The following is an 18,387-nucleotide window of genomic DNA, read 5'->3' as shown; positions in this document are numbered from 1 at the left end:
GCCATGCAACTGTCGATCGGAGATCATGAGGTCTTCGCTGCCACGGGCGGCCGCGAGTTCGATTCGTCCCTGCCCGCCGTCGTCTTCATCCATGGCGCCGGCTTCGATCATTCGGTCTGGGCGCTGCACAGCCGCTGGTTCGCCCATCACGGCTTTGCCGTGCTGGCGCCCGATCTGCCGGGCCATGGCCGCTCGACGGGGCCGGCGCTGCCGACCATCACCGCCATGGCGGATTGGATCGTCGCGCTGTTGCAGGCGGTGAACGCGAAGCCCGCTCACCTGATCGGCCATTCGATGGGATCGCTGATCGCGCTGGATGCCGCGGCGCGCCATCCCGATCGCGTGTCGGCGCTCAGCCTGATCGGCACCGCGGCAGCGATGACGGTCGGACCTGACCTCCTGAAGGCCGCCGAAGCCAACGATCACGCCGCCATCGACATGGTCTCGATCTGGGGCCTCGGTTTTGCCGCCGAGCTCGGCGGCAGCCGCGCGCCGGGGCTGTGGATGCATGGCGGCGCGCAGGCGACCCTGGAGCGCTGCGCGCCGGGCGTGCTGTTCAACGATCTCTCCGCCTGCAACGCCTATCAGGATGCGCTGGCAGCGGCGGCCAAGATCAAGGTGCCGACGCGGCTGATCCTCGGCGAGAAGGACATGATGACGCCGCTGAAGGCCGGCAAGGCGCTGGCGGCTGCAATCGCGCAATCGCGCACGACCGTCCTGCCCGGCGCGGGACATACGATGATGGCGGAATGTCCGGATGCGCTGCTCGATGCGCTGATCGGTTAGCTTGCGGTCACGGTTCTGCCGTTGGATGCGACCTCGTGCCGCCGACATGCTCCTTCGCGGCGCGGAACGGAGGGCGACGGCGAGCCGTTGCCCTCCGGCACAACGAACAGAAAGGAGCACGCAGATGGATCTGCGCAAACTTTTGACGGTCGCCACCATCGGAACGATGTCGCTCGCGGCCGCATCGCCGCTCGCCGCCGCGCCGTTGCTGCCGAACCACGCGGCGCCGGCCGCCGCCACGCAGAACGCGACCGAGCTGCAGCAGGTGCAATATCGCCACTGGCGCGGCGGCTACGGTCATCGCCACGGCTATTACGGCCATCGCTATGGCGGGCATCGCCACGGCTACGGTGCGGGTGCCGCCGCCCTGGGCGGTCTCGCGGCCGGCGCGATCATCGGTGGCGCCATCGCCAACAGCCGCGCCGAGGCCGCCAACGCCCAGGCCTATTGCGCCCAGCGGTTCCGATCCTACGACCCGGGCTCCGGCACCTATCTCGGCAATGACGGCCTGCGCCATTCCTGCCCGTAGCGACATCAAGGCCGATGCCGGTCTCCGGCATCGACCGCCGCCTGGACCCATGGCGCGCGACAAAACGTCCGCCGCGACAAATGCAACGAAGTGCGTCTCATCCGGTTGAGTATGAGCCTGAATCAACGGGAGACATCGGGATGGTCACCTTCAAAGCCGCCGCGACGCTCGCCATCGCCGGCGCACTTTCTTTGTCCACGCTGCACTCGGTCTCGGCTGCGCCGCTGACGTCGCTGTCGGCAGCCGCCAAACCGGGCGCCGAAAGCTCGAATGCCGTCCAGGTCCGCTACGGCGGCTGGCATGGCGGCTGGGGCGGCGGTGCCGCAATCGGCGCGGGGCTGTTGGCGGGTGCCCTGATCGGATCGGCGATCGCCGCCCCCTCCTACTATGGCGGCTACGCGCCCTATCCCTACTACGGCGGGTATCGCTACGCTGCCTATCCCTACGGCTATGGCGGCTACTACCCGGCCTACCGCCCCTATTACGGCGGCTACGGCTACGGCTACAGCTACGTGCCGCGCCCGATCTATCGCAGCTACGGCTATTCCTATGGCCCGCGGCCGTGGCGCCACAGCTACGGCTATTACCGCGGTCCGGGTTGGGGCCATCACCGCCACGGCCATGGCGTGATCCGCGCCCATCATCGCTGGTGATGTGAATTCGCCGGTGCGTGCGGTTGGCCCGACGCACCGGCAGCTTCCCTTCGATGGGTCTCAGGCCCCGGCAGCCGCTGACGACGAGAATCCCTGCCGCGCTTCGATGATGCCCCGATCGATCCGGGCGACCTCCGCCGCAGGGATGACGTACTCGTCGTGATCGCGCCAGGCAAACACGACGAATGTCGCCAACGCACCCATTGCGCCGAGCGCCACCATCCACCAGATGTGCCAGATCAGCGCGAAGCCCATGACCGTGGCGAAGAAGGCGCAGACGAATCCCGTGGGGGAGTTTTTTGGCAGCTCGATGTCCTGGTAGTCCTTTTCCCGCGTATGGAGCTGCTGGTCTTTTGCATTTTCCTTGATCCGCCAATACGCATCCTGCCCCGTCACATTCGGCAGCACCGCAAAATTGAACACCGGCGGCGGTGAGGACGTGGCCCATTCGAGCGAGCGGCCGTCCCAGGGGTCGCCGGTCGTGTCGCGCAGGAGCTCGCGATCGCGGATGCTGAAGACCAGTTGGAAAATCTGAAGAATGACGCCGATCGCGAGCAGCGCCGTGCCGAACGTCGCAGCTGCAAGCCAGGGACGCCATTCCGCGACATCGTAGTGCTGCATCCGTCGGGTCATGCCGAGCAGGCCGACGACATAGAGCGGCATGAAGGTCACGTAGAAGCCAATGAGGGTGAACCAGAACGCCGCCTTGCCCCAGCTCTCATACAGCCGAAAGCCGAACGCCTTTGGAAACCAGTAAGTGACACCCGCGAACACCCCGAACAGCACGCCGCCGATGATGACGTTGTGGAAATGGGCGACTAGGAACAAGCTGTTGTGCAGCAGGAAATCCGCCGGCGGCACCGCGACAAGCACGCCGGTGAGCCCGCCGATCATGAAGGTGATCATGAAGCCGACCGACCACAGCATGGGCGTCGTGAAGCGCACCCGCCCGCCATACATCGTGAACAGCCAATTATAGATCTTCACGCCCGTAGGCACCGCGATGATCATGCTCGCAATGCCGAAGATCGCGTTCACGTTGGGGCCCGCCCCCATCGTGAAGAAATGATGCAGCCAGACCATGAAGGAGATGACGCAGATCGCCATGGTCGCCAACACCATCGAGCGATAGCCGAACAGCGACTTGCTCGAGAACGTCGCGACCACCTCGGAGTAGATCCCGAACGCCGGCAGAACCAGGATGTAGACCTCGGGATGTCCCCAGGCCCAGATCAGGTTCATGAACATCATCATGTTGCCGCCGGCCTCGTTGGTGAAAAAGTGGAAGCCGAAATAGCGGTCGAGCATCAGCATCGTCAGCGTCGCCGTGAGGATCGGAAACGCCGCGACGATCAGCAGGTTCGTTGCCAGCGTGGTCCAGCAGAACATCGGCATGCGCAGATAGCTCATGCCCCGGGTGCGCAGCTTGAGGACGGTGGTGACCAGGTTGATGCCGCTGACCAGGGTCCCGACGCCGGAGATCTCCAGCGCCCAGATGTAATAGTCCACGCCGACTCCCGGCGAGTAGGTCAACTCCGACAAGGGCGGGAACGGCAGCCAGCCGGTGCGCGCGAACTCGCCGACCACGAGGGACACGTTGACCAGCAGCGCGCCGGTGGCCGTGAGCCAGAAGCCGACGGAGTTCAGCGTGGGAAAGGCGACATCCCGTACCCCGAGCTGCAGCGGCACGACCAGATTCATCAGCCCGATCACGAACGGCATCGCCACGAAGAAGATCATGATAGTGCCGTGGGCGGAGAAGATCTGGTTGTAGTGCTCCGGCGGAAGATAGCCGTTGGAATGAAACGCCACCGCCTGCTGCGTTCGCATCATGATCGCATCGGTGCCGCCACGCAGCAGCATCATGAAGGCGAGCAGCATGTACATCACGCCGATCCGCTTGTGATCGACGCTGGTGATCCATTCACGCCAGAGATAAGGGAAGTACCCCTTCGCCAAGACCCATCCGAGGACACCGAGGATCGCCACCAGCACGAGGCCTGCGGCCACGAGCGGGATGGGCTGGCCAAAGGGGATCGCCGACCAATCGAGCTTGCCGAGCATGGACGCCCCCGGGGATCAGCGAGTAATATGTCGGCGCGATGGCCGCGAAGGCCGGCGGGCGCGCGCAAGAGCAACCAACGCGATGCCTCCGAGCCCAAGTGCCAATCCAATTCTGCTGAGCTGCCCGGCCGGCGGCAGCTTCTTGCGCACGAGCCAGCCGCCGCTCACCGCGGTGCCAGCGGCGATCGGCGCCAACACGGCACCTGTGCTGCGTGGTGCGCCCTTCGCGCGCGACAACAGGAAACGGAACGCCGTGCTCAGGAGTCGCTCGGTCGGCCAGCGCGCCAGGGCATAGGAGATCTGCCCGAGCCGCGCCGGCCAGCCGACGGCGACTTCGTCGTGAGGAGCGCGGATCAACTGCAAGAACGTCTCGGCGACGTCCTCGGGCCGATACAGCAGCGGTCCTGGACCGAGATGGCGGCCGGACATGTTGGCGCCATGCACGAAGCCGGGCGTGTCGACCATCGCGGGGAATACGCTGCAGACGTGGATATCCTTGTGACCGGCGAGTTCCTGACGCAAGCTCGCCGAGAAGCCGCGGAGGCCGAACTTGCTGGCGGTGTAGGCGGCGGCGAACGGAGTCGGAGCCCATCCGCCGAGCGAGATGTTGTTGATCAAGGTTCCGCGCTGCTGCCGCAGGAAGACCGGCAGAACCGCATAGGCACCGTTCATCGTCCCCAGCAGATTGACCTCGATGGTCTTACGGTGGAGCGCGATGTCGGCGTCCTGATAGGCGCCGAACACCCCGGTTCCGGCGTTGTTGATCCAGACATCGATGCCACCGAACGTCTGCACGGCCTGATCGGCCAAGTGCATGACCGCGGCTGCATCGGTCACATCGGTGCCGACGGCGATGGCGCGCCCGCCAAGGGTTTCGCATTCGGCCGCGACGTCTTTCAGAACGTCCACGCGCCGCGCGGCCAGCACGATGCTGGCCCCTTCCCGCGCCAAGGCGAGTGCCGTCGCCCGGCCGATGCCGCTCGAGGCGCCCGTCACCACGACGCGCGTTCCCTTCAGATCACGCATCAGCCGGCGCGCCTCGGGGGAGGCATCCAGCAGCCAGCCGAGCGCGCGGCGCAGCTGGTGCGCGCCGCCGGTGTCGAACCATCGGCCATGGGAAAAGACGACGCGTTCGGGCGCCAGCGCAATCAACCGCGCCGCCGCGAGCCGGACGGCACGGCCGCCGAGCCGCAGCAGCATCCGCAGATGGGTCGGTGCCTTGCCATCAGGCGCGGTGATCCCGAGCAGATTCGCCGCGGTCCGCGCCACGATGCCCAGACCTTCCGGTGCCAGGTTCTGCACGAGGTCTGTCAGGACGAGTGTGCGGCTCGGCCTGTGAAACAGCTCCACTTCGGTGAACATCGGTGCGGCAACGAGCACCAACTGGATATCTGCGGACCATTCGTCCGGCGTGACATCGGTCAGCTCACGATCGATACGCAGGCCGCTTCGGCGAACCTGCTGGCGCTCTGCCAAGCCCGGCGCAGCGAAGACCTGCGCATTCGGCAGGGCCGCCTGCCAGTCCGGCAGGAACATCCAGTGCGCGACGTTGGGCGCGAGCAGATATTTGATGGGTCCCAGCTGCTCCAGCTCCTCCCGCAGCGCATGAGTGAAGCGCGTGGTCGAGTGCAGCAGCAGATCACCGCTCGACAGGCGGATCACCGTCATGCGCACGGAGAGCGGCAGTCCGGCGGCCCGAATCCGGCCGCCGTCGACGATCCACACATTGTCCGCCACGGGCCGCAAGCCATGGCTGTAGCTTCGAGGCTGAGTTATCTGGTCCATGAGAGTTCCGCCGACGAGATGCCCGTCAACAAACCTCCGGCGCGGCGCATGGTTTCAATCGGCCGGGAATGCGGATCCCAAGGCCGGCCGCCGGCAAGGTCTAGGCCCGCCTGGCAGATCCGGCTCTGCTCGGGCCCCTGCGCCCTGCATCGCCGCGCGATAAGTCGGGGCTCAACGCAGGTAACTGGCCAGGTTCAGGCTCTGGATCTTGGAGATGGCGGTATAACTCGCCGTGAGCTGGGCTTGATAAGTCGAGAGCTGGGCGGTGACCGCCGCCACATCGACGCTGGTCAGGTCCGTCGCCAGGCTCTCGGCATAGCTCTTGTAATCGGTCTGCTGCGACTTCGCGCTCTCGATCCGGGACGCCGCATCGGAGAGCTTGGCCTGTACCGTGGCGACATCGTCCACCGCCTGATCGGCAAGCGACAGCGCGGAGGTGATGTCGGTTCCGGACAGGGTCGAGCTGTTGGCCACGAACTTCAGGACCCGCATGACCTCCTCGAACGCCGGATTGTCGGCAGTAACGCCATAGGTGACCGACTGCCCATCGGAAACCCGGACCGAGGCAAGCTCGCTGTCGCCCTGAAAATAGCTGGTATCCGTCGTGGTCAACGATCCCGTGCCGGAGGCGAAGCTCGACGTATCGACCGCCGCCGTCGCGGTCCGCGCACCGCCGAACAGATATTGCCCGTCGTACTGGGTGTTCAGAATGCCCGACATCTGCTGCAGCAACTGCTGCGCACTGCTGATCGCGGACGTGGTTCCCGTGCTGCTGCCGGAGCTCGCAGCGCTCAGGGCCGTGCGCAGCTGACTGACGATGTCCGACACCTGCCCCACGGCAGAGTACATGACCTGCACTTTGCTGTCCGCCAGAGTCGCAGCGTCGATGTAGGACTGCGCCCGCGCGACAGAGACCTGCAGATTGACGACGTGCTGGGTGTCGGCGCCGTAACCGGCGAGATACTCGGCCTTCAGCCCCGAGGCCTCCTGCACCTGGAGGTTGGCCATGGTCGCCTGCGTCCGCAGCGCGCCCGTGATCATCTGGTCGGAGTTCGAGAATGTCGCAATCCGCATCGTCATGATGTCCACTCCGGACTAGGTCGATTGCACGGCAGTGAGCAGCGACGAGAACATGCTGTTGACCACGGAGATCAGCTGCGAGGCGGCAGCGTATTTGTTCTGCAGCGAGCTCAGCCGCGCCGTCTCCTCGTCGAGGTTGACGCCCGATTGCGAGGACAGCGAACTGGCATAGCTCGACTGGGCCGTCGACTTCGCGGTGTAGGCAGTGGAGGCCTGCGACGCCTTGCTGGCGACATTGGCGACGATCGCCGCGGCGTAGTCGGCGAACGAGCCGGTCGTTGCGCTCAGGCCGCCAGCCGAGGCGAAGCTGGTCGAGCCGGTCAGCTTGTCAACGAGCGCGTCGATGACCGTCGCCGAGCCGGCCGTCAGCACCTGGCTGCCGGTCGTCAACGTCGCGGAGCCGTCGAGCGTGCCGGTGGGCAAACCGGCCGCGCCGCTCAGGATGCTGCTGTTGACGGCAAAATTGGCGGCGCTCGTGCCGGTGACGAGGTCATTCATGCCGAAATAGTCGGAGAAGCCGCTGCCGCCGACCGCGCTGGTCATGTCGTTGATCGCGATGCCGTTCGACGACGACGTGGCGCTGATCGACAGGTGTCCGCTGGAATCGATCGAGGCAGAGACCCCGGAGATGCCGTTGAGCGCCGTGACCAGATCGCCCACCGTCGCATAGGACGACAGGTCGAGATCCTCGTACGAAACGAGATTGCCGCTCTGGTCAGCCACGGCGATGCGGACCGTTCCGGACGCCGACAGGGCCGTCGTACTGCTGACGCTCGCCGACCCGGTCAGAGCGGTCGGAGGTGGAACGGCCGATGCGCCATTGGTGATCGCATTCAGCGACGATTTCAGCTGCGAGGCCAGCTGATCGAGCTGGGTCTGCGCGGCCGGCAGGGTCTCGTCCCGCAACGTGACCAGCGAACCGATCTTGCCCGACGTGATCTGCGACGTGACGTCGACGCCGTCGACCATGATGCCGCTGAAGCCGCCGGACGCATAGCTCGACGCCGCCGAGACATTCGCCGAGGCCGTATAGCTAAGCGTGTGCGCCGAGCTGTCGACGAGAGCTCGCCCCGACGAGGTATAGACCTGAAGGTCGCCGTCCGACGCCGCGTAGTAGCTGACGTTCATATAGGACGAAAGGTCCTGCAACGCGGCATTGCGCTCGTCCTCGAGATCGGCGGTCGATTGGCCGGACGCCGCCATCTTGCGGATCTCGACATTGAGATCGGCGATCTGTTGCAGGTCGTCGTTGGCGCTCTGAACCGACGACGCGATGTCCTTGTCGGCGTTGGCCCGCAACGTCTGCACACCGCTCGACGTGCTGCGCAGCTGGCTGGCGAAGTCATCCAGCGCGCTGACGACTGCCGATTGCAGCGAAACACTGCTGGGCGAGCTCGCCAGCGACGACAAGGCGGACTCCAGCGATGCCAGCGAGTTTGCCAGCGACGTTCCCGTCGTCGAGGTGCCGGATGTGGACGCGCTGCCGAACAGCTGCTGCAGTTGCGTCAGATAGTTGTTCGTGGTGTCGGCCGCGCCGAGCTCCGAATTGGCTCCGATCAAGGATTTCAGCAGCAGCTTGTCGACATTGCTCGAAATGCCGGTAATGGAAACGCCGGTCCCGATTCCGCCGGTCACGTTCGTGACCTGGTTGGCCGTCTTCTGCGTATACCCCTTCGTGTCGGCGTTCGAGATGTTCGACGACGCCACGCTGATCTGCAGCTCCGTGGCCGAGATGCCGCTGAAGGCGACCAGCCGTGCTATGTCGAGCGACATTGCCCTACTCCCGCTGTTGGCTGGCCATCACGCCCTCACGTTGGTTCCACAGGACGTCGCACGCGCGGTACGACGTCCACCGGCGCCATAGGGCGAGGCATTCGCGATCTGCTCGCGGATCGCCTGCATCACCGCCTCGATGCGACGATTGCTGGCTTCGATCGCAGCCCGCAGCCGAACGAGGTTCTCGTCCATCGCGCCACGAAGGTTGAAGATGTGCTCCATGAGCTGCTCGCGCAGCACACGGTCGCGGACGTCGAGGCTCGCCGTTCGCCTGGCGCATTCGGCGACCCGCTGCTCAAACAGCCCGGCGAGCCGATTCTTGTCGTCGAGCTGCTTGGAACGCGAGGCCGGGAGCCCTTTGGCAAGCTCCGCATTCTCCTCCGACACCACCGCGATGAGTTCGTCGATCAGCGCGATCAAGGTCCGCACTTCATCTTCGCTGGCCGGCCGCTGATCGGCCTGAATTGCGTGTTTCATCCTGTCGCTCCCATCCTACTGTTCACGCTGCGGTCGGCGGCTGATCTGCGCGACACGGGCGTAGGTATTCAGCGCCGTCACCCTCACGGTGGCGACCTTGAGCTCTTCGTCGAGCAGCGCGCATTCACGCAGCAGCTTTCGTCGGACCGTTTCGATATCGTCGATCAAGGCCAGCAGTTGCGCGCGGTCGTCCTTGCCGGCGGTCGCAGCGCGCAGTCTCAGCCGCCGCAGCCTCTTCAGCAGAGCCTCGCCCTCGCCGAGCCGCTCCCTCTTCAGGTCGGCCATGATCACCTCATCGACGAAATCAGCGTGTCGTACATCTTGTTGACGGCCGAGATCACCTGCGATGCCGCCGAATAGGCCTGCTGAGCCGAGATCATGTTGCTGAACTGGCCCGTGGTGTCGGTCGTGCTCGATTCCAGCTCACTGCCGTAGATGGTTCCTGCACCATTCTCGCCGGACGCCTGCAGGGTCGCATTGCCCGACGTCGCCGTCGACGTGTACATGCCGCTGCTATGCGCCACGAGACCATTGGGATCGGCGAAGGTCGCTACCGCGAGCTTGTAGATCGGAACCGTCTGTCCGTTGGAATAGGTCGCCTCGACGAGGCCATTCTTGCCGACCGAAATGCTGCTCAGCGTGCCAAACGAGATGCCATCGGAATTGGCGCTGAAATTGGAGACGCTCGGCGTCGTGCTGCCGGACGACAACTGGGTCAGGCCGTCGGTACCGCCGCCGGTGGTGCCGAAGCTGAGCGCGATCGAGCTCGCCGCGGCGCCGTTGTTCCAGGTGATACCGAGATTGGTCGAGGAGACCGTGCTGAGCGAACCATCTGAGTTGAAATCGATCGTATAGGTGCCGCTCGTCACGGTGCCGTCCGACGCCGTCGCCGGCGCGAAATCGGCGGTCCATTCGTTCGCCGTCGCCCCCTTGGTCCAGGTGACGTTGAGCGTGTGCGATTGCCCCAGCGAATCGTACACGGTCATCGAGCTGCTGAAGGTGTCTCCGCTCGCGGCATCGGCCGGCAGGTTGGCCGCAAGCGACGTCTTGGTCGTCGCCCCACCATTCGTCAGCGCCACCTTCGTATTGACCGGCTCGAGGCCGTTGCCGACCACGTTGCCGGTTGCATCGGTGCGCCAGCCTTCGAGGTAGTAGCCGTCGTTCTCGAGATAGCCGGCATTGTCGGTGGTGAACGCGCCGTTGCGGGTGTAGAAAGTCTCGCCTCCGGCCGAAGTCGAGTTGGTCGCGACGAAGAAACCCGAGCCCTGGATTGCGACGTCGGTCGCGTTGGTGGTGGCGGCCAGCAGCCCCTGCTGCGTGATGTTGGCACGGCCGGAGACCGAGACGCCCCCCGAGGAATAGGCTTTCGAACTGCTCGATGCCGTCACCAGCTGCTCGAACAGGCCGGAGGTGGTCTTGTATCCGGTCGTATCGGCGTTGGAGATGTTGTCGCTGATCATGGCGAGCGACGAACTCTGCGCATTGAGCGCCGAGATCGCCGATGACAGGGCTCCAGAAAGACTCATGATTGTACTCCGGGTAATGCCGTCAGGAGGTGACGCCGATGATGTTGCTGGCGCTGACAGGAACGCCGCCGACGGTGAGCGAGGGCGTGCTGGTCGAGGTGTCGATGCCGGTTACGGTCCCGGTGACCGTCGTGTAGTTGAGGACCGAGGTGCCCGCGGAGTCCGTCGCCGTCACGGAGATCGTGTACTGGCCGCCGTCGCTGAGCTGATTGCCGCTGGAATCGGTGCCGTCCCAGGTGATCGAATTGGCGCCCTTGTTGCCGGTCCCGGTGCCGGTCCAGACCGTGCTTCCGGAGGAATCCTTGATCGAGATCGAGACGTTCGATGCCGCCGACGACAGCGAATAGCCGAACGTCGCCGAGCCGTTCGAGAGAACGGCGGTGTCACTCTTGGCCTCGACGGTGTGACCGATGTAGTTCACCGAATTCAGCGTCACCAGGCTCGAGAACGAGCCGGCCAGCGAGGTCATGCTGCTGTTGAGCGACTGCTGCGAGGTGTAGTTGGCGTAGGACGTCATCTGGTTGATGAAGTCGGTCACGCTGGTCGCATTGAGCGGATCCTGGTTCTGGAGTTCGCTCACCAGAAGCTGAAGAAAGTCGGTAGAGCTGAGTGTCGTACGAGATGTGTCGCTGGATGATGAGGTCGATGAGGTGGTCGCAGTCGACGAACTCGCGGCAGAAACGGTCATGGCAGAACTCCGGCTCGCGCCGCGAACGGCGGCGGGACACAGCACGACCACGCGGTCGTGAAGGCGTTTGCTGATCAAACGGCCGGAGCGCCGATTCCAGGCGCACAATTAGTCGGTCGAATTAGTTGATCCGACGGCAGAATTTGCCGCCGCGCGGTTGCGCTGAGTGGGCAAAAATCGCCTGGTGCGAGGCTCCGATCTGCATCGGCGCGACGGTTCGCCGTCGCCGCACTCGGGCGCCTGGATTCGCGCGCAAGCGAGCTCGACAGATTGAGCGAGATGACAGATGCGATGGTGTTGCGGTTCCAGCGCCGAAGTCCAACCGGCCAAAGCGTAGCCGCCCAAGCTCGGCCCTGGCTAGGGCTCAGCCAGGCTGGTGGGCGTCGGCCGGGGCGGTTGCCGCTTCCTCTTGGGTCAGGCGATGGGCCGCAGCAAGGATGCGCGACGTCAAGCCCGCGGGTGCACGCGCCGGCGGCGACGACAGCGCCTCACGAACAAGACGTGCCTCGGACAGCAATCGACCGGCTTCGGGAGAGGATGCCAGCAGATCAGCAGCTGACTGACGCTGCTCCGCTGGCCAGCGCGAGATGTCCTCACCCAGCCTGCCGATCAGATCCTCGAATTCCCTGACGTCCATCGTCCGCCCAATCCAGCGCTTCCAGCTTGGTCATAAAGCATTCAGCCCGCGAACGAAATTGATATCGGCAATTGTGGCGATCGACCGCAACCGGACACGGAAAACTCCGTATTTTTCGGGAGCCGTATGCACGCGAGGCCGCACTGGATACCGAAACGGGAGACAATGCAGCCCGTTTCTGATCCGTTTCCCAAGATTTCCGCGGTGCGGCAGGGGCCTGATTCGCCAGAGCTACCGAGGGTTGGCCGAATCACCGGCCGCTCGCTTTCCCCGGGATGCCGCCTCGACCGCCTCCCACGCCTCCCGCAGCTCCAGCAGACTTTCGGTGATCCGCTGGAAATTCTCGCGCATGTGAGGTCGACCGTAGGCCCGCAGCGCGGCCACGATCAGGGCGTTGTAGGTTCCGAACAGCTGGTCGGCGACCGGCCCGCCGCGCGTCGGATCGAGGTGAAGGCTCAATCCGCGCAGAATGGCCGTCGCCCGGGTCACATGGATGTGCCCCTCCTCGAAGCGGCGGGCCTCCTGCGCCTGCAGCGACTTCTGCAAGCTCATCATCGCTCCGTTGAGCAGCATGGTGACGGCCCGCAGCGGCGGAACGGCCACCGCAGCGCCGCGATAGGCCTGACTTGCGAATTGCGCCATCGAATTCTGGGTCATCAGTTACTCGAACTCGCGTTGAGAAGGGCTTTCAGATAAGTGAGCGTGTTGTTGGCGCTCTCGATCGCAGCCTGATATTTGGCGTACTGCGCCGTAAGCTGCGTCTGGAACGTGGAGGCCGAGCTCTTGATGTCATCGACCTTGGCCTGCATCGTGTCGTCCTGCGAGGTCAGATTGTCGATCAGCGTCTGCAGCGATCCCGTGCTGGATGATGCGGTCTTGGCGATCTGGTAGATCTGGGTCGCGAGCCCCTGTGTGGAGGTCACGGTGATCGATTGCGACGTCGAGCCGGCATAGGTGAAGGCCATCCCGGCATAGATCGTCCCGGAATTGCCCACGATCGTGTTGCTGCTCACCGTGAACAGGGAGCTGTCGCCACCGACGGACGCCGCCGAAAGATTTCCCGACGAATCCACCGTCAGATCAAGGGTGAACGACTGCGGCGACGACCCGGTATTGACCACGCTGAGCTGGCTCGACGAGGTCTTGGTCTGCGCCGACAACAACGTCGTCACGCCGCTCAGATTGGTGCTGAGGATCGTCGACAGCGTGCTGGTATCGAGTTCGAGCTCGTTCTTCTCGTTGAACGACAGGCCAAGGTCGGCCATCGTCAACCCGCCGACCGAGGTTCCGAGCACGGCCTGAAGCGAATTCATGATGTCGCGCATGGTGCCGTCGCCGAACAGGACGGAGCTCGAGGACGCCGTCCCGTCTGAATTGGTGGTCTGCTGCGCGATCACGGCATCGCGGAATGCATTGTAGTCGGTAACGAATGTCTGCAATGCCGACGAGATCTGGCTCGTGTCCGTCCCAATCGTGACGGTCAGCGTCGTTCCGGACGGGGTCGCCTGCAGCAGGTCGAAGGTGACGCCGCTGAGAACGTCGGTGATGTCGTTGGTATCGCGCGTCAGGCTGATCCCATCGAGCGTGAATTCCGCGGCCTGGGCCGTCTGCAGCACCGTCGCGAAGGCTCCCGAGCTGTCGGTCACCCCGAGCTTGTTGAGGATGTCGTCCCCGGACGAGCTTGCATAGGTGATGTCCGCGGCATCCTGGGTTCCCGTCAGCACCAGCTGATAGGACCCGCTCGATACCTGGACGATCGACGCCTCGACATTGGTCGTGGAGCTCTGGGCATTGATCGCGTCGACGACATCCTGCAGCGACATGCCGCTGGTGATGGTGATGTCGGCCGTGCTGCCCCCGGACAGGCCGAGCGAGAACGTACCGGAATAGCCGAGTGCCGCGGTCTGGCTCGACTGCGTCGCGCCCGTCACCTTGTGAGCCGTGGCGACCTGGCTGATCGTCAGCGTGTGGCTGCCGGTCGCGGCTCCGTTGCTCACCGACATCGACAGAGCCGATGAGGCGCTGACGTCGCCGGTCGCGCTGATGGTGGCGGCCCGCGTGGCGAAGGCGTTGGTCGCAAGCGAGTTCACCATCGACGTCGCCAGTGACGACAATCCCGATGACAGCGTCTTCAGCGCGGTCTGCAGCGTCTGATACGCCGTGATCTTGGCCTCATTGGCCGTGATCTTGGTCGAGATCTGGGTCGCCTGGGTGAGCTTGGCATTGACGGCGGACTCGATCAGCGCGGTCCAGTCGATCGTGCTCGTCGTGCTCGTGCCCGACGTCGTGAGCGAGCTGCTCGAGCTCGTCGACGATGATGAAGACGACGACGTCGTGCTGCTCGTGCTCGAGGTTGCGCTGCTCACCGTCATCCGTCGTCGTCCTCCAAGGAAGAAGCCGGACCGGCGAGGCGCCGGCCCGGCAGATCACGGCTCAGCCCAGCAGCTTCAGGAGGTACTGCGGGATCTGGTTGGCGGCGGCTTCCGCCGACACCGCGGCCTGGGTCTTCACCTGCGCCGACGACAGCTTCGCCTGCTCGGACGCGATGTCGACGTCCTTGATCGCGGAATTGGCCGATTGCAGGTTCTGCGTCTGCGTGGAGATCGAGTCGGCCGAGAAGTTGAAGCGCGACTCCTGCGCGCCGATGTCGGCGCGGGCCTTCGACACGGTGTCGATCGCGGTGTCGAGAGCGGTCAAGGCTGCGGTCGCGCCGGTCTGGGTGCTGACGTCGAGCGACGAGACGCCGAGCGTGCTCGCGGTGAGATCCGACAGCGTGATGTTGATGGTGTCGGACGCGGACGAGCCGACCAGGACCGAGACGCCCGACGAGAAGGTGCTGGTGCCGTCGAGCAGGCTCTGGCCGCTATAGCGCGTTCCGGTCGCGATCGACGAGATTTCACTGGTGAGCTGCGAGAATTCCGACTGGATGTAGGTGCGGCTGGTTCCGACCGTGGTGCCCGATGCGGACTCGGAGGCCAGCGACTTCATGCGCGCCAGGATGTCGCTGATGTTGGATGCGCCACCATCCGCGGTCTGCAAGATCGACGTCGCCTGCGCCGTGTTGGTCGCAGCCTGCTGCAGCGTGGTGATGTCCGACGAGATACGCGTCGAAATGGCGAGACCGGCCGCGTCGTCCGAGGCTGACGTGATGCGCGAACCGCTCGACAGCTTGGAGAGCGAGCTCGTCTCCTGGTTGGAGTTGATGTTCAGGTAGCGGACGGCGGAGTTGGCGGCGATGTTGGTGGAAATTGCGGGCACGGTGAGGACTCCTGAGTGATCGGCAAAGCACGCCGCATCGTGGAAGGACTGACGGTGCGGATCGGCCCCGTCTGACCGATCAAACGGAAGCGCCTGCGGGAATCAGGCGGGAATTCTCCCGCGACGGGATTTTTATGGTTAGCAATCCGTGAAGGCGCCGCGAATGTCGCGCTCGTGACGCCGCAGCATGTCGCGCAGATGCTGGCGTCCCCGTTTCAACAGCGACTCCACGGCGGCCACTGTCGTGTCCATCACCTCGGCGATCTCGCCGTTGCTCATGTTCTCGTGATACGACAGGATCACAGCGATCCGTTGCTGTTCCGGAAGCCGCTGCATCGCTCCTTCCAGGAGGTCGCTGAGCTCCGCACGCTCGATGACGCTCACTGCATCCGGCTTGCCGTCCGCAACCTCGGGCACCACATCGACATTCTCGGTCCGCGGCTTGCGCCGGATGTCGATGCAGCGGTTGCTGACGACGCGATAGAGCCAGGTCGAGAATTTGGCGCGGCCGTGCTGCCACCGCCCCCGGTGCGTCCAGACCTTCAACATCGTATCCTGCACGACGTCCTCTGCATCGGCAGCATTGCCGACGATGCGCAACGCAATCGCATAGGCGCGGTCGATGTGGCGCTCGACGAGGAGACGAAATGCGAGTTCCTCTCCGGTGGCCAGCCGGTCGAGCAGATCCTTGTCCTCGTCACAGATCGCGGCCTCGCTTGGCGGCGCGGAGTCGGGAACGGTGCTGGCCGACTCGCTCGACAGCAGCGTCGCAACGTCCGGCGCCTCCGGCTCCTTCGAAGATACGCCATCGGCCGGGGCCCAGACGTCCAGCGCGTAGCTCATTTCCGAATCTCCAACCCGCAATGCCGACTACGCAATTCGCAGACGGCTTCCGATCGTTGAACGCTGCGATCGAGAGAAGCAGGCGAAGATTTTTTGTGACTTTTCAGGTAGTTAGATGGAATGTTTTGCCTAGGGACAGGCAAATTCTGCCGCACTCGGATCGAGCGCTCGACGGTCGTTGAGAAGGAAAGGCCGATGTTCGGCATGGCGGGGATTTCATTCCGGAAGACGAATTCAGCAGAAAACGCGAGCCGCAACGCTTACTAACAGCATCCGTGGATGCGTACCGCGCACGCCAAATCCGCGCTCGCGCAAGGTCCGGAATTCTTGCGAAACGATCATCTCGCCCGGCAATTTTTTCCGAATCACCTCGACGAAATTATCTCATTTTTCGACTCTGTCAGTTGCCGCAGACGCGATTTTTGAATCGCGTGACGATTTTTGCGACATGACGCGCCTGATCTGTCGCGTTCTTACGTTGTAGTTGCTGATGACGCGACAAATGAAGCGAACGACGTGATGCGTCGCGCGCCATCGACACGCGCCTGGATGTCCATCGATGTCCATAGCGTCACCGAATGTTGCTGAATGTTTCGATCGATACAGACTCTCCGGAGCGGAGTTGCGTTCAACGTATCAGCGTGAAGCGCGGGATCCGCGCAGCGATCGCTTTTGCGCGCCCAATCGCTCACGTCAGTGCTGGTCAACTTGATCAGACCGGACGCGAATGCTCGTACTTCCGCTTCTGCAATCACGATGTCGATTCAACCGTTCGGGTTTCGAGCGGCGCGCCCGGCAACATTGCGAAACGAAGTTCGCGTTTTCCGTGTCGAGAGCCTCGTCCTACGCGCATCATCGCAATTCATCAGTGCAAGCACATGCGCGATCGACGCGCCTGATTGGCTGACGTGGTCCGTTTGATTGTGCAGGAGGACCCGGCATGACGCGACAAGACCCGAAGACCATTGACGACGACCCGCTGCAAGCCCTGCGCGCTCTTGGCGTCAAGCTCGGTCAGCAGCAAGGTCGTCGTCTCCAATGGCTGTCGAGGACGTTCGGGCCGCCGATTCACTGCGGCGACCGTCCGTCGCTTGGCCGTGGCCGTACGGTCGTCCTGCTCGACCCGCCAACGGGCGCGGGTGCCGAACTGCTGCATGGCTCGCTGACAACGTATGACGCCGTGGTCATCCCCTTCGGCGAAAATCCTGCGTTCGATTTCCTGAAATCCAAGTTGACCGCGTTCGGTACCGTCGGCACCTCAGCCGACGGTCCGCATGAATTGTGGTGGGGCGGCCGCGACTGGCCTGCTCCGGAGGCGGCACCCGCAACCGCGATGCGTGTCGTGTCCTGCCATCCAACGACGGTCGGCGACCTGCACGTCTATCATCTCAGACGCTCGCTGCAGCGGTTCGGGCTCCCATTCGACATCGAGGCGATCGATCGACGCCCCGGCGAGCGTCTGAGCGCTGCCGACAAGGCCGACTTCATCGCGCGGATGTGGCAGCGTCACCGCGAGCCGCTGTTGTACGTCGAGGCCGACGTGATGTTTCAAGCCTCCCCGGACCTTCCTCATCTGACGGGCTGCGACTTCGCCGTCCATAAGTGGAACGGCTGGGAGATGTCGGCGCGTACCCTCTATTTCGGTCGCTCCAAGGCGGCCGAGACAATGCTGACGACCTGGCGCGAGATCGCCTCGTCATACCCCGATGTCTGGGGCGGCTATCTGATCGACCAGGCCTGGAGTGCGGTAACGTCTCAGATCGCGCTCGACACGGTCTGGCTTCCCCGCAGCTTTCATGCCGTTGCAGGGGAAGCCGGGGTCCGCAACGCGACGATCGTGCACAATCTGAAGCCGACCAAGGCTGATCTTGGTCCCGACCCGGACTTCGCCGAGGTGGCGCGGTCGCCGCGGCGGGCTGGGCGCGTCGGCGCGCTGGAGTCGCTGCTCGTGGTGCGCTCGAGAGTGAAGTCCGACCGGGGCATCACGGTCATCCTGCGCGACGTCGAACGCAGTAGCGCACGCGCAACGGCTGACAGCATCGAGAGGCTGACGAGCGCCTTCGTCGCCGACTGCGGCGGCTTTGGCCGCCTCGAACTTTCGCTGTGCTCGTGGCCGCCGGAGGTTCGCATCGCGAGGGAGGCCGCTTTGCTGGCCGACAACATGGTGCTCGAGATCATCCCCGGTCAGGAACTGCCGGCCGATCTGTTCGCCGCCACCGCCGCCTCGGAAGCGACGCGCCGGCCCGCCAGCTTCAACGCCCATCGCCACTGACGCCAGCCAGGAC

17 protein-coding genes are annotated in these 18,387 nt (G+C 64.3%); 4 read left to right on the top strand and 13 right to left on the bottom strand.

What is annotated here, in order from left to right; genetic code table 11:
* Window positions 1–3: 3 nt before the first annotated feature.
* The 3 genes from QX073_RS11560 (at window position 4) to QX073_RS11550 (ending at window position 1,968) form a co-directional block, all read left to right on the top strand.
* Entirely contained in the window at window positions 4–786 is a 783-nt protein-coding gene (locus QX073_RS11560) for an alpha/beta hydrolase (protein ID WP_316225778.1), read from the top strand.
* A gap of 124 nt (window positions 787–910) precedes the next feature.
* Entirely contained in the window at window positions 911–1,315 is a 405-nt protein-coding gene (locus tag QX073_RS11555; RefSeq protein ID WP_316225777.1) for a BA14K family protein, read from the top strand.
* A gap of 140 nt (window positions 1,316–1,455) precedes the next feature.
* Window positions 1,456–1,968 carry a hypothetical protein gene (locus tag QX073_RS11550; RefSeq protein WP_316166954.1) on the top strand — a complete coding sequence of 171 codons (513 nt, stop codon included), beginning with the start codon at window positions 1,456–1,458 and terminating at the stop codon, window positions 1,966–1,968.
* A gap of 60 nt (window positions 1,969–2,028) precedes the next feature.
* On the opposite strand, the gene cyoB is transcribed toward QX073_RS11550, so the two are convergent.
* From cyoB to QX073_RS11485, 13 genes are all read right to left on the bottom strand, one after another.
* Entirely contained in the window at window positions 2,029–4,032 is a 2,004-nt protein-coding gene (gene cyoB / locus QX073_RS11545; RefSeq protein ID WP_316225776.1) for a cytochrome o ubiquinol oxidase subunit I, read from the bottom strand.
* Window positions 4,033–4,047: 15 nt separating this feature from the next.
* Window positions 4,048–5,817 carry an SDR family oxidoreductase gene (locus tag QX073_RS11540; RefSeq protein ID WP_316225775.1) on the bottom strand — a complete coding sequence of 590 codons (1,770 nt, stop codon included), beginning with the start codon at window positions 5,815–5,817 and terminating at the stop codon, window positions 4,048–4,050.
* A gap of 171 nt (window positions 5,818–5,988) precedes the next feature.
* Window positions 5,989–6,858, bottom strand: coding sequence for a flagellin (locus tag QX073_RS11535; RefSeq protein WP_316225795.1), 870 nt, complete (start codon window positions 6,856–6,858; stop codon window positions 5,989–5,991).
* A gap of 54 nt (window positions 6,859–6,912) precedes the next feature.
* The gene (gene flgK, locus QX073_RS11530) at window positions 6,913–8,670 is read right to left on the bottom strand and encodes a flagellar hook-associated protein FlgK (protein WP_316193993.1); all 1,758 of its coding nucleotides are present in this window, start codon (window positions 8,668–8,670) and stop codon (window positions 6,913–6,915) included.
* A 27-nt stretch (window positions 8,671–8,697) separates the two neighbouring features.
* Window positions 8,698–9,150, bottom strand: coding sequence for a flagellar protein FlgN (locus QX073_RS11525; RefSeq protein ID WP_315718457.1), 453 nt, complete (start codon window positions 9,148–9,150; stop codon window positions 8,698–8,700).
* A 15-nt stretch (window positions 9,151–9,165) separates the two neighbouring features.
* Window positions 9,166–9,435 carry a hypothetical protein gene (locus tag QX073_RS11520; protein ID WP_315718456.1) on the bottom strand — a complete coding sequence of 90 codons (270 nt, stop codon included), beginning with the start codon at window positions 9,433–9,435 and terminating at the stop codon, window positions 9,166–9,168.
* A 2-nt stretch (window positions 9,436–9,437) separates the two neighbouring features.
* Window positions 9,438–10,676 (bottom strand): flagellar hook protein FlgE, encoded by a 1,239-nt coding sequence (flgE, locus tag QX073_RS11515; RefSeq protein ID WP_315769942.1) that lies wholly within the window; start codon window positions 10,674–10,676, stop codon window positions 9,438–9,440.
* Window positions 10,677–10,698: 22 nt separating this feature from the next.
* Window positions 10,699–11,364 (bottom strand): flagellar hook assembly protein FlgD, encoded by a 666-nt coding sequence (locus tag QX073_RS11510; RefSeq protein WP_315718454.1) that lies wholly within the window; start codon window positions 11,362–11,364, stop codon window positions 10,699–10,701.
* A 364-nt stretch (window positions 11,365–11,728) separates the two neighbouring features.
* Window positions 11,729–12,001, bottom strand: coding sequence for a hypothetical protein (locus QX073_RS11505; RefSeq protein ID WP_316225774.1), 273 nt, complete (start codon window positions 11,999–12,001; stop codon window positions 11,729–11,731).
* 231 nt (window positions 12,002–12,232) lie between these two features.
* Window positions 12,233–12,658 carry a flagellar export chaperone FliS gene (locus QX073_RS11500; RefSeq protein WP_316225773.1) on the bottom strand — a complete coding sequence of 142 codons (426 nt, stop codon included), beginning with the start codon at window positions 12,656–12,658 and terminating at the stop codon, window positions 12,233–12,235.
* The gene (gene fliD, locus QX073_RS11495) at window positions 12,658–14,373 is read right to left on the bottom strand and encodes a flagellar filament capping protein FliD (RefSeq protein ID WP_316225772.1); all 1,716 of its coding nucleotides are present in this window, start codon (window positions 14,371–14,373) and stop codon (window positions 12,658–12,660) included. Before fliD ends, QX073_RS11500 begins: the two co-directional genes overlap by 1 nt.
* A gap of 61 nt (window positions 14,374–14,434) precedes the next feature.
* Window positions 14,435–15,259 (bottom strand): flagellin, encoded by an 825-nt coding sequence (locus QX073_RS11490; protein ID WP_315718450.1) that lies wholly within the window; start codon window positions 15,257–15,259, stop codon window positions 14,435–14,437.
* A gap of 138 nt (window positions 15,260–15,397) precedes the next feature.
* On the bottom strand, window positions 15,398–16,102 hold the full coding sequence (locus QX073_RS11485) for an RNA polymerase sigma factor (protein ID WP_316194754.1): 705 nt from the start codon (window positions 16,100–16,102) through the stop codon (window positions 15,398–15,400).
* 940 nt (window positions 16,103–17,042) lie between these two features.
* On the opposite strand from QX073_RS11485, the gene QX073_RS11480 reads away from it, so the two are divergent.
* The gene (locus QX073_RS11480; RefSeq protein WP_316225771.1) at window positions 17,043–18,374 is read left to right on the top strand and encodes a hypothetical protein; all 1,332 of its coding nucleotides are present in this window, start codon (window positions 17,043–17,045) and stop codon (window positions 18,372–18,374) included.
* The last annotated feature ends 13 nt before the right edge of the window (window positions 18,375–18,387 follow it).

Source organism: Bradyrhizobium sp. SZCCHNS3052, assembly GCF_032484495.1.
Classification (GTDB): Bacteria; Pseudomonadota; Alphaproteobacteria; order Rhizobiales; family Xanthobacteraceae; genus Bradyrhizobium.
The sequence above is the reverse complement of the archived record's forward strand: the minus strand, read 5'-3'. Positions and strand labels throughout refer to the sequence as shown.

What these genes read in the sequence shown, in the direction of transcription:
- QX073_RS11560 (WP_316225778.1), top strand. Translation starts at nt 4, where the DNA reads ATGCAACTGTCGATCGGAGATCATGAGGTCTTCGCTGCCACGGGCGGC.
- QX073_RS11555 (WP_316225777.1), top strand. Translation starts at nt 911, where the DNA reads ATGGATCTGCGCAAACTTTTGACGGTCGCCACCATCGGAACGATGTCG.
- QX073_RS11550 (WP_316166954.1), top strand. Translation starts at nt 1,456, where the DNA reads ATGGTCACCTTCAAAGCCGCCGCGACGCTCGCCATCGCCGGCGCACTT.
- cyoB (WP_316225776.1), bottom strand. Translation starts at nt 4,032, where the DNA reads ATGCTCGGCAAGCTCGATTGGTCGGCGATCCCCTTTGGCCAGCCCATC.
- QX073_RS11540 (WP_316225775.1), bottom strand. Translation starts at nt 5,817, where the DNA reads ATGGACCAGATAACTCAGCCTCGAAGCTACAGCCATGGCTTGCGGCCC.
- QX073_RS11535 (WP_316225795.1), bottom strand. Translation starts at nt 6,858, where the DNA reads ATGATCACGGGCGCGCTGCGGACGCAGGCGACCATGGCCAACCTCCAG.
- flgK (WP_316193993.1), bottom strand. Translation starts at nt 8,670, where the DNA reads ATGTCGCTCGACATAGCACGGCTGGTCGCCTTCAGCGGCATCTCGGCC.
- QX073_RS11525 (WP_315718457.1), bottom strand. Translation starts at nt 9,150, where the DNA reads ATGAAACACGCAATTCAGGCCGATCAGCGGCCGGCCAGCGAAGATGAA.
- QX073_RS11520 (WP_315718456.1), bottom strand. Translation starts at nt 9,435, where the DNA reads ATGGCCGACCTGAAGAGGGAGCGGCTCGGCGAGGGCGAGGCTCTGCTG.
- flgE (WP_315769942.1), bottom strand. Translation starts at nt 10,676, where the DNA reads ATGAGTCTTTCTGGAGCCCTGTCATCGGCGATCTCGGCGCTCAATGCG.
- QX073_RS11510 (WP_315718454.1), bottom strand. Translation starts at nt 11,364, where the DNA reads ATGACCGTTTCTGCCGCGAGTTCGTCGACTGCGACCACCTCATCGACC.
- QX073_RS11505 (WP_316225774.1), bottom strand. Translation starts at nt 12,001, where the DNA reads ATGGACGTCAGGGAATTCGAGGATCTGATCGGCAGGCTGGGTGAGGAC.
- QX073_RS11500 (WP_316225773.1), bottom strand. Translation starts at nt 12,658, where the DNA reads ATGACCCAGAATTCGATGGCGCAATTCGCAAGTCAGGCCTATCGCGGC.
- fliD (WP_316225772.1), bottom strand. Translation starts at nt 14,373, where the DNA reads ATGACGGTGAGCAGCGCAACCTCGAGCACGAGCAGCACGACGTCGTCG.
- QX073_RS11485 (WP_316194754.1), bottom strand. Translation starts at nt 16,102, where the DNA reads ATGAGCTACGCGCTGGACGTCTGGGCCCCGGCCGATGGCGTATCTTCG.
- QX073_RS11480 (WP_316225771.1), top strand. Translation starts at nt 17,043, where the DNA reads ATGACGCGACAAGACCCGAAGACCATTGACGACGACCCGCTGCAAGCC.